We start from the raw sequence: 10,348 nt of genomic DNA, 5'->3' as shown, positions 1-10,348 counted from the left end.
ACGGTCGGCGGTGGCCGTGGGGTTGGCCAGGGTGCCGAAGGTGCCGGTGATGTTGGCGCAGCCCTTGACCGCCCAGGAGCAGGCGTAGCGGTAGGTGACGTTCGGGCCGTCCGACTTGAAGTAGTACCGCAGCGTCACGCCGGCGAGCGGCACGCTGGTGGTGCCGGTGTTGGTGATCTCCAGCCAGGGCTCGGACTGGTCGGCGGTGGCGCCGCCGGCGCTGGTGCGGTACTGCGCGGTGAGCGAGTCCGTGGCGGCCGAGGCCGGCACGGTCACGAGCGCGGCGCAGGCCAGGCCGGCGGCCGTGCAGACGGCCATCGCCGTCCGGGCACGGGCGGGTATGCGGAGTCGTGCTGACACGGTGATCCCTTCAGAGTGGGGGCTGTGCGGGATTACTACGGGGTGGAGCGGCGGTGTGACCGGTACCGGTCCCGGTCACCGCGGGGTGGTGCGGTTGATCCCCAGCGCGTGCAGGCGGGGCCCGTGGTCGCGCAGGGCGGGCAGGAAGTCGGTGGTCCAGTCGCTGGACGGGTTCCACGCGCGGTCGGCCAGCGCGCAGAGCCGCGGGAAGGCCAGGTAGTCGGCCTGCTCGGCGGTGGTGATGAACTCGCTCCACAGCTGCGCCTGGGTGCCGAGCACCCGGGCGGTGGCGGCGGGCTCCCAGTGCGCGGGGGCCGGCTCGTTGTCGTGGACGGCCCGCAGGTCGACGATCTCGCCGGCCTGCCCGAGCGGCTCGGTCGGCGCGTCCGACTGCGGGTAGTCGAGGTAGGTGGAGCGGTGCGGCGCCATCACCACGTCGTGGCCCCGGCGGGCGGCGGCCAGGCCGTGGTCGCCGTCGCGCCAGGGCATCACGGTGAACTCGGGCGGCACTCCGCAGGAGCTGTCCTCGGCCCAGCACAGCGGGCGGCGGCCCCGCTCGATCAGGAACTCGCCGATCCGGCCGAGGAACCATCCGTGCAGTTCCTTCGGCGCGGCGAGCCCGAGCTCGGCGGCGCGCCGGCGGGCGTCGGGGCTCCGCTCCCACTCCGCGGTCGGGCATTCGTCCCCGCCGATGTGGATGTACGGGGAGGGGAAGACGTCGAGCACCTCGCCGAGGACGGTCCGGCAGAACTCCAGCACCTCGTCGTGGACGCCGAGGACGTTCTCGCAGACTCCCCAGTCGGTCCAGACGTCCAGCCGGCGCCCGGGCACGTTGCCCAGGTGCGGGTAGGCGGCCAGCGCGGCCCGGGCGTGGCCGGGCATCTCGATCTCGGGCACCACGGTGACCCCGCGCTCCGCCGCGTACCGGACCAGCCGGCGCAGCTCGGCCACGGTGTACGAGCCGCCGTGCGGGCGGTCGTCGTAGCGGGTGCTGCCGGCCTGCCCGAGCATCGAGCGGGCCCGGACCGAGCCGATCTCGGTGAGCAGCGGGTAGGCGCTGCTGGGCATCCGCCAGCCCTGGTCGTCGGTGAGGTGCAGGTGCAGCACGTTCAGCTTGTGGAAGGCCAGCAGGTCGACGGTGCGCAGCAGGAAGGGCAGCGGCTGGAAGTGCCGGGCCACGTCGACCATCACGCCGCGCCACGGGTACCGGGGGACGTCGGTGGTCTCCACGACGGGGATCCGCCACGGTACGTCCTGGGCCGGGCGGTCCAGCAGGGCCTCGGGCGGCAGCAGTTGGCGCAGGGTCTGGACGCCGTGCCGCAGTCCGGCCGGGCGGGCGGCCCGCAGCCGGACGCCGAACGGGGTGACCCGCAGGTGGTAGCCCTCCTCGCCGAGGTCCGGGTCGGCGGGGTCGAGGGACAGTTCGACGGCGGCCTCCTCCCCGGCGGGGGCGGGTGGCAGCGGCAGGCCGGTGGCGGGGGCGAGCAGGGTGCGCAGCAGGTCGCCGGCGGCGCGGGCCTCGCCGTCGGCCCGGAGGGTGCCGGCCGGGCCGAGGGTGAAGTCGCCGGGACCGCGGAGCAGTCGGGCGGGCTTCGGAATGATCACGATGGGGCTCCTGGGGAGGGGACGGGGGGCGCGGTCAGCCCTTGACGGCGCCGGCGGTCATTCCGGAGGTGACCTTGTTCTGCAGGACGAGGAAGACCAGCAGGACGGGGAGCATGAAGAGCGAGGAGGCGGCCATGGTGGCGCCCCAGTCCGTCCCGAAGACGTTGGCGAAGGAGGAGAGCCAGACCGGGAGGGTCCGGGCGTCCTGGTTCTTGATGATCAGGGTGTTGGCGAAGGCGAACTCGTTCCAGGCCGTGATGAAGCCGAACAGCGAGGTGGAGAGCAGGCCCGGGGCGAGCAGCGGCAGGGTGATCCGGCGGAAGGCGCCGGCCCGGCTGCAGCCGTCCACCTGGGCGGACTCCTCCAGCTCCACCGGGACGGCGGCGAGGAACCCGCGCAGGGTCACGACGGTGAAGGGCAGCGTGGTCATGAAGTAGACCAGGGTGAGCATGGTCAGGCTGTCGAGCATGTCGGTGTCGCGGGCGATCACGTACATCGGGATCAGCAGCGCCTCCCAGGGCGCCATCTGGGCGACGAAGACCATCAGGATGAAGGCCCGCCGTCCGCGCCAGCGCAGCCGTCCGACGGCGAACGCCGCGCAGAGCGCCACCACCAGGGACATCAGCACCGCGCCGCAGGTGACCAGCAGGCTGTTGCGCCAGAAGGTGCCGAACCCGTCGGCGTGGACGGCCGTCCGGAAGTGCTCGAGGGTCGGGTGCAGCGGCAGGAAGGTGGGGGTGTCGGCCTGGATGTCGGCGGTGGGCTTGAGGGCGGTGATCGCCATCCAGTACACCGGGAAGGCCGAGAGGGCGAGGACGAGCAGGGCCGCGAGGTTCAGCGGGACGCGGCGCAGCGCCCGGCTCGGCGGGTGGTTCACAGGGCTTCTCCTTCCTGGCGGAACATCCGGCGCAGGTTGAACACCAGGGCGGCGGCCAGGATCAGCACGGTCAGGGTCGAGACGGCGGAGCCCAGGTCGTACTTGTGCAGGGACTGCGCGATCTGGAAGGCGTAGACCGGCAGGGTGGTGGTGGCGTCCCCCGGGCCGCCCTGGCTGATCACCCAGATCTGGGCGAAGCACTTGAAGCACCAGATCACCTCCAACGAGGTGACCAGCGCGAACAGCGGCCGCAGCACCGGGAAGGTGACCAGGCGGAAGGTCTGCCAGGCACCGGCGCCGTCCAGCCGGGCGGCCTCGTACAGCTCGGCGGGGATGGTGGTGAGGCCGCCGTACAGGGTGAGGGCGGCGAACGGGACGGACTGCCAGACGATCAGGGCGACCAGGATGAAGAAGGTCGAGCCGCGGTGCGCGAACCAGGCGTAGTTCTGGAACGAGTGGAACCCGAGCGCGTCCAGGGCCCAGTTGACCACTCCGAAGCGGGACTGGAAGAGCCACTGGAAGATGGTGGTGGCGGCGATCACCGGGGTCGCCCAGGTGAGGACGAGCCCGCTCATCACGGCCAGCCGCATCCGCCGGCCGAGGGCCTTGAGCATCAGGGCGGCCAGGGTGCCGATGAGCATGATCAGGCCGGTGTTGAGGGCGGTCCACCACAGGGTGCGGCCGGTGACCGTCCAGAAGTCCGGGTCGCCGAGCACCTGGGTGTAGTTGGCGAGGCCCACGAACTCGGCGTCGCCGCGGATGAGTTCGGCCATCCGGAAGTGCTGCACGGACATCAGCAGGTTCCGGGCGACGGGGTAGAGCAGCAGGAACGCCGTGCCCACGAGCGTCGGGGCGATCAGCAGGTACGGCCAGGCGGCGGCGAGACGGCCGCGCCGGGCCGGGCGCCGCACGGGCGGGGGCGCCGCCGGGGCGGCCGGCCGGGTGTCGGCCTGGGGTGCGGTGAGCACGGCGTGACTCCCGTCAGGAGGTGCTGTTGAGGGCCTTGGTGATGGACTCGGTGGCGGTGCGGCCCGCGGCCGACGGGTCGGTCCCGGTGAGCACCTGGGTCATGTACTGCTTGATCGGGTTGTTCGCCTCGACCGCGGCCCAGTTCGGGGAGTTCGGTGTGGCGTGGCCGTTCACGGCGCCGGCGGCCATCGCCGAGGCCCCCTCGTTGCCGGAGAGCGCGCCGGCCAGCGAGGTCCGGTTGGGGACGTAGCTCATCTCCTTGGCCATGTCCGTCTGCCACTTCTCGCCGGCCAGCGCCTTGACCACCTCGTACGCGGCGCCCTGGTGCTTGGAGGACTCGGGGATCACCAGGTCGGAGCCGCCGGTGAAGACCGCGCCGGGCTTGTCCGCGGTCTTGCCGGGGATCGGGAAGAAGCCCAGCTTGTCCTTGAGCGCGGGGTTGGCCTTGATGATCGCGGCCGCGCCGCCGGGGGTGGAGATGACCTGCGCGCTCTTGCCCTTGGCGAACACCTCGGCCTGCAGCGGCTTGGCCTCGTCGGAGTCCTTCGGGCCGCTGCCGAGGGCCTGGAGCTTCTGGTAGAAGTCCATCCCGGCCTTGGCCTGCGGGGTGTCCAGGGTTCCCTTCCACTTGCCGTCGGCCCCCTTGGCCGCCAGGTCGCCGCCCTCGTCCCAGACGAAGCCGGCCAGTGCGTACCAGGTCTGGCCGCTGAGGTAGATCCCGTCGTTGCCACCGGTGTTGAGCTTGGTGGTGTCGGCGATCCACTCGTCGCGGGTCTTCGGCGGGGTGGTGATGCCGGCCTGCGCGAAGAGGTCCTTGTGGTAGATGACGACCCGGTTCGCGGCGTACCACGGGATGCCGTACTGCTTGCCGTCGATCTTCCCGGGCTCGGCCAGGCCCGGGATCCAGTCGCCGCCCTGGAGGTCGCTGACCTTGTCGGAGAGGTCCTTGACGCCGCCGCTGGCCGCGTACTGTGCGACCTGGGTGTTGCCGACCTCGATGACGTCCGGGGCGTCCTTGCTGGCCAGCGCGCTGGTGATCTTCTGCCCGATGCCGTCCCACTCCTGAATCTGGATGTCCAGGGTGGTGCCCGCGTGCGTGGCCTCGTAGTCGGCCCGGAAGCGCTGGAGGAATCCGTCGGAGACGCTGTCGCGCATGATCCAGACCGTCAGCCGGGACGGCGCGGCGGCGTCGGAGCCGCCGTCGGAGGACGAGGAGCAGGCGGTGAGGCCGGTGAGGGCCAGTACGCCGGCCGCGGCGAGGGCGGTGGCGGAGCGCAGGCCGGAGAGCGCGGGGGGTCTCATGGAGGAGGTCACCTCGAAGGGGAGCGGTGGAACTTACCAGTTACCGACTGGAGCGGCACTGGTAAGAGAAGGTGGCATGGACCACTTGGCGCGTCAAGACCTACGGACGGGGCGGATCTCCTGGAAACATCCGGGTAACCGGTTCCACTGGTCAGTACCTGGTCAATCTGGCCCGAACGACCCCCGACCACGGTCTGACCGGCCAACGACAACGGAAACGGGCCCCCACGGGCCGCCGGGCACTGGCAAACTGGTCAACATCTGGCTAGTCTCGGCTGGTCATATGTCCGACCGCAGAAGAAGGAGATCCGTCCATGGGCGCCGAGGACTCCGGTCCCGTTCTCAAGCGCACGCGAGTCCGCGACTACCTCAGGAATCTCGTCGAATCGCAGGCCGCCGGTGACCCGATCCCCTCCGAACGGGCCCTGTGCGAACAACTCGGGGTCTCCCGGCCGACCCTGCGGGCGGCGGTGGACGAACTCGTCACCACCGGGCTGATCGTGCGCGAGCACGGCCGGGGCATGTTCGTGGCACCGGCCAAGATCACCCAGGAACTGGCGATGGCCGGTGAGGACAGCGCGTTCGTCCTGCCCCGCGCCGCCGGCAGCTGGGCCAGCCGGGTGCTGGAGTTCTCCGTCATCCAGGCGGGCGCCCGGGTCGGCCGGAAACTGCACATCTCGCCCGCCGCCGAAATCGTCTACATCGCCAGACTCCGGCTGGTCGACGGCGAACCGATGGCGATCGAGCACCTGCACGTACCCGCCGCGCTGGTGCCGGGGCTGACACCGGCGGACATGGAATCCGGGGACTTCTACGAACTCCTCCGGGACCAGCACGGCATCCAGGTCCACCAGGCCGTCCAGTCCATCGAACCCACCGTCACCAGCGAGCGGGAGGCGCGGCTGCTCAGCGTCCCCGTGCTCTCGCCCGCCCTGCTCTTCGAGCGGCTGACCACCGACGGGACGGGCCGGCCGGTGGAGTACGTGCACTCGCTGTACCGCGGCGACCGTTACCGGATCGTCTCCCGGATCTCCCTCGCCGACCCGGGCCACCCCGCGCCCGCGACGGACCAGGACGCCTCCCGGCACCACCCCGGCATCCCGCCGGGCGACCTGACCAACGGGGCGGGCGGCCGGACGGTGACGGTCGGCGACGTCCAGCCGACGCCCTGACCGCCGGGGCGGGGCCGGCCGGGGCCCGGGCGGGGCGACGACCGGGCGTGACGACGGCCCGGGCCGGGTGTCGCCACCCCGCCCGGGCCGTCGTGTCCGCTTCAGCCGTCCTGGCCGGTCCGCCGGTCCGCCGCGGCTACTCGAAGCGGAGCCCGTCCGGCCGCGCCGTCCGGAACAGCACCGGCAACGTCAGCACGGTGACGCCGAGGACGGCCGCCACGGCCGTGCCCGCCATCGCCAGCACGCCGGTCCAGGCGATGTGCACCGGCAGCCCGGCGAGCCGGAGCAGCACGCCGCCCAGCCCCGCCCCGACGGCCGCCGCCGGCACCAGGCCCAGCAGCAGGGGCACCGCGCTCTGCCACAGAACCGACCGGCCGAGCGTCCGGCGGCGGGTGCCGAAGGCCATCAGGGAGGCCAGCACCCGTCGCCGCTCCCGCAGTTGCTCCTGCACCCCGACCAGCATGCTGGCCGCGACGAGCAGCAGGGTGACCGTCACCGCGGCGGTCAGCACCCGCGCCACACTGCGGAAGGCCCGGTCGGAGCTGTCGGCCGACCGGTCGCCGAAGACCGGCCCGGCCCCGGGCAGGACCTGCGCCACGGCGTTCCGGACGAGGTCACGGGCGTCGGGCACGGCCGGGTCCACGGCCAGCTCGACCACCCCGTCGGCGGCGGCCAGCAGCTGCGGCGGCACCGCCCCGGGCGTGGCCAGCAGCAACGCGCCCGGGCCCCGGGCGAACGGGGTGTCGCGCGCAGCCACCGCGGGCAGCCCGGCCGGCAGGCGCCAGCCCGCCGCCTGCGGACCGGCGTACACCGGCGCCAGCGTCGTGCCCGGACGGGGCGCCGCGCGGTCCCCGTCGGCGCCCGCGAGGAAGACGCTCCCGTCGGCGCAGGACGCCAGCACGGCGACGGTGCCCAGCGCCGCGCAGTCGCCGACCATCACCCGGGCCCGCTCGCCGGACGCCCCGGCGGTCAGGAACAGCTCGTCGTAGCCGACGACCGCGGTGGTGCCGGCGGCCCCGCGCAGCCGCCCCGCGTACTCGGCGCTCCGCCCGCCCCCGCGGAGGAGGGACACCCGGGCGGCCGCCGAGGCCGGGGCGGACAGCCCCGGTTCGGCCGCCGCCCGTTCGGACCGGGCCGACTCGTCGGCGGCGACGCCGCTGAACAGGCTCTGCAACGCGATCGCCCCGGCGACCGCGACCACCACGGCGGCGGTCCCGCGGGCCGCCGACCCGCCGCTCAGCTGGAGCCGCCGGACGGCCAGCTGCCAGGACGGCGGGCCGCCGGTGAGCCGGCCGGTGACCAGGTCGAGCAGCGCGGGCAGCAGGACGGCGATCCCGGCCAGCAGCAGCACCAGCCCGGCCACCAGGGCGGTCAGGGCCAGCGGGTCGGTGTACGCCCCGAGGCCGACGACCGCCGTCAGGCTCCCCGCCTCCACGGCGAGGCCCCCGGCGTCCCGGGTCGCGCCGGTGGCGACGGCGGCGAGCAGCGCGGCGCCGGCCGCCGGGACGGCGAGCCGCCACCACATCCGCCGCCGGACCGGACGGGCGGGCCGGACCAGGCCCATCGGCTCGACGGCGACCTGCCGCATCGCCACCAGGGTGACCCCGACCGCGAGGACGGGCACCGCCGCCATCACGGCGGCGGCGAGCAGGGGCTGGGGATTCACGTCCCGGGCGAAGACGCTCACGCCGTTGACCGCGATCCGTTCGCCCAGCTGCCGGCCCAGCAGGAAGAACAGCCAGCCGAGGGCGAGTCCGAGCACGGCGCCGGCCAGCGACTCGCCGGCGGCGATCCGGGCGGTCATGCTCCGGTCGGCCCCGGCCAGCCGCAGGGCGGCGAGCCTGCGGTCGCGGGCCTCGCCGCCGAACCGGGTCGCGGCGGCCACGAACAGCGCCACCGGCGTGAGCAGGACGACGATGCCGACCACGCTCAGCAGGAGCAGCAGGGGTTCGAGTTCCCGGGGCGGGTAGACGTCGCCGAAACTGTCCAGCCTGGTGGCGCCCGGCCAGGGGGCCTGCGCTCCGGCGCCGCCGGCCGGGTCCGCGGCGCTCCCGACGGTCAGGGTGTCGCTGCCGATCCAGAAGGTGAGGTCCCGCGGCCCGGTCAGGCCGGCCTCGCCCACCTCGCCGGTGACCGGGGCCGGCAGGCGCTCGCGCAGCAGCGCGCCCTCGGGAGAGCCGAGCAGGTCGCGCAGGGCCGGTGAGACGAACATCCGGCCGGGCTCGGGGAACCGGTCGAGGCCTGGCGGCAGCGGTGCCTCCGGGCCCTCCGGCCGGACGTACCGGCCCCGGATCACGGCGTCCCGGTACTGGGTGCCGGCGTCGAGCAGCAGCAGGGTGCCGGCCGAGCGGGGCATGTCGTCCCGGCCGTGCATGGTGTCGACCAGGGCGTGGATCCGGTCGTCGCGGTGGTGCTTCATGGCGGGGACCGCGGAGGCGAACAGCAGCATGGCGACGCCGAGCCCGACGCCCAGCGCGGTCAGCGCGGTGCGGACCACGCTGTCCCGGCCCCCGGTGACGGCGAGCCGGGCGCCCATGGCGAGCTGGCCGGGGCCCGGCCACCGGAGCGTCCCGGCGTCCGCGGGGCGTCCGGTCACCGTCCGGCCCCCAGGTCGCGGGTGCGGCCGTCGCGGACCACGACCTCGCGGTCGGCGTAGGCGGCCACCCTGGGCTCGTGGGTGACCAGCACGACGGCGGCGGCGGAGTCCTTGGCGGCCCGGCGCAGCAGTTGCAGCACGCGTTCGCCGTTCAGCGAGTCGAGGGAGCCGGTGGGTTCGTCGGCGAAGACCACCCGTGGTCCGGTGACCAGGGCCCGGGCGACGGCGACGCGCTGGCCCTGGCCGCCGGACATCTCACCGGGCCGCTTGGCGGCGGCGTCGGCCACCTCCAGCCGTTCCAGCCACTCCCAGGCCTGGTCCTCGGCCCGGCGGCGGCGCAGGCCGGCCAGCCGCAGCGGGAGGGCGACGTTCTCCAGGCAGGAGAGTTCGGGGACGAGCTGGCCGAACTGGAAGAGGAACCCGAACTCGCTCCGGCGCAGGGCGCTGCGCCGGGAGTCGGAGAGCCCCGCGAGGTCCTGCCCCCGGTAGCTGACGGTGCCGCCGTCGGGCCGGGTGATGCCGGCCAGGCAGTGCAGCAGGGTGGACTTGCCGGAGCCGGACGCGCCCATCACGGCGAGGAGTTCGCCGGGGGCGACGGAGAGCGAGGCGCCGTCCAGGGCGGTGGTCGGGCCGAAGCTCTTGCGCAGTCCGGTGGCGGTGAGCAGGTCGGCGCCGTCCGGGAGCGGCTCGTGCGGGGCGGGCGCGGGGCGGGCGGCCCGGGCGGGCGCGGGGACGGCCGGCGCGGGGGCCCGCCCGGCGGGGCCGGCGGGACCGACCGGTTCGACGGGGTGGATCGGCATCAGGGCCGGACCTCCCGCTTCAGGTCGTCCAGACGCGCGGCGGTCAGTTCCAGCCAGCGCAGGTCGGCCTCCAGGTGGAACAGGGCGTGGTCGCAGATCAGCTGGTCGGCGAGGTCCCCGTCCAGCTTGCGGCGGGTCAGTTCGCGCATCTGGCGCAGGTGCTCGGTGCGCTGGACATCCAGGACGTCCTGCGGGCGGCGGCCGGTCAGCACGGCGAGGACGACCTTGGCGTACAGGGTGTTCTGCAGGTACGGCTCGGGGCTCTCGGGGCGGGTGAGCCACTCGGCGACGTCGGTGACGCCGGCCTCGGTGATGGTGTACCGCTTGCGGTCGGGGCCGTCGCCGGCCTCCACGCCCTCGACCTCGACCAGGCCGTTCCTGAGCAGTCTGGAAAGGGTCGAGTAGACCTGCCCGTAGTGCAGGGAGCGGGTGCGCCCGAAGCGCTCGTCGTAGGCGCGCTTCAGGTCGTACCCGTGGCGCGGCCGGGACTCCAGGAGCCCGAGGATGGTGTGTCCGAGTGACATGCCGGCGACTATACACTCGGTTTATACACTCAGTTCATAGTGCCGCCGGCGCCGCTCCGGAGGCACCCGGCGGGCCTCGGGGTGACACTCCTTCCGCGGCGGGGAACCCTTGCGCCGCCGGTGATGCGCGGCGTTAACTAGCA

Annotated in this window: 9 protein-coding genes; 1 reads left to right on the top strand and 8 read right to left on the bottom strand. The window is 73.9% G+C overall.

Going from position 1 to position 10,348, the window contains the following annotated elements; translation table 11 throughout:
• The 5 genes from IE329_RS06650 to IE329_RS06630 all read right to left on the bottom strand — a co-directional run.
• The coding region (locus IE329_RS06650) for a cellulose binding domain-containing protein (RefSeq protein WP_308438344.1) at nucleotides 1-318 on the bottom strand (318 nt) is incomplete at its 3' end.
• Nucleotides 319-435: 117 nt separating this feature from the next.
• Nucleotides 436-1,965, bottom strand: coding sequence for a beta-N-acetylhexosaminidase (locus IE329_RS06645; protein WP_190209849.1), 1,530 nt, complete (start codon nucleotides 1,963-1,965; stop codon nucleotides 436-438).
• A 34-nt stretch (nucleotides 1,966-1,999) separates the two neighbouring features.
• Nucleotides 2,000-2,842, bottom strand: a complete 843-nt coding sequence (locus IE329_RS06640; protein ID WP_190209848.1) for a carbohydrate ABC transporter permease — start codon at nucleotides 2,840-2,842, stop codon at nucleotides 2,000-2,002.
• A complete protein-coding gene (locus IE329_RS06635; protein ID WP_190209847.1) occupies nucleotides 2,839-3,810 on the bottom strand; it encodes a carbohydrate ABC transporter permease in 972 nt (323 codons plus the stop codon). Before IE329_RS06635 ends, IE329_RS06640 begins: the two co-directional genes overlap by 4 nt.
• A gap of 13 nt (nucleotides 3,811-3,823) precedes the next feature.
• Entirely contained in the window at nucleotides 3,824-5,113 is a 1,290-nt protein-coding gene (locus IE329_RS06630) for an extracellular solute-binding protein (RefSeq protein ID WP_190209846.1), read from the bottom strand.
• Between the two features lie 314 nt (nucleotides 5,114-5,427).
• On the opposite strand from IE329_RS06630, the gene IE329_RS06625 reads away from it, so the two are divergent.
• Nucleotides 5,428-6,285 (top strand): GntR family transcriptional regulator, encoded by an 858-nt coding sequence (locus IE329_RS06625; protein ID WP_190209845.1) that lies wholly within the window; start codon nucleotides 5,428-5,430, stop codon nucleotides 6,283-6,285.
• Nucleotides 6,286-6,421: 136 nt separating this feature from the next.
• On the opposite strand, the gene IE329_RS06620 is transcribed toward IE329_RS06625, so the two are convergent.
• From IE329_RS06620 to IE329_RS06610, 3 genes are read right to left on the bottom strand one after another with little or no spacing between them, the layout of a single operon-like run.
• The gene (locus IE329_RS06620) at nucleotides 6,422-8,881 is read right to left on the bottom strand and encodes an FtsX-like permease family protein (protein ID WP_190209844.1); all 2,460 of its coding nucleotides are present in this window, start codon (nucleotides 8,879-8,881) and stop codon (nucleotides 6,422-6,424) included.
• Nucleotides 8,878-9,681 (bottom strand): ABC transporter ATP-binding protein, encoded by an 804-nt coding sequence (locus IE329_RS06615; protein ID WP_190209843.1) that lies wholly within the window; start codon nucleotides 9,679-9,681, stop codon nucleotides 8,878-8,880. The genes IE329_RS06620 and IE329_RS06615 overlap by 4 nt, the downstream gene beginning before the upstream one ends.
• A complete protein-coding gene (locus IE329_RS06610; protein WP_190209842.1) occupies nucleotides 9,681-10,205 on the bottom strand; it encodes a PadR family transcriptional regulator in 525 nt (174 codons plus the stop codon). The genes IE329_RS06615 and IE329_RS06610 overlap by 1 nt, the downstream gene beginning before the upstream one ends.
• Nucleotides 10,206-10,348 lie beyond the last annotated feature (143 nt).

Source organism: Kitasatospora indigofera, from assembly GCF_014655955.1.
In the GTDB taxonomy this organism is placed as follows: domain Bacteria; phylum Actinomycetota; class Actinomycetes; order Streptomycetales; family Streptomycetaceae; genus Kitasatospora; species Kitasatospora indigofera.
The sequence above is the reverse complement of the archived record's forward strand: the minus strand, read 5'-3'. Positions and strand labels throughout refer to the sequence as shown.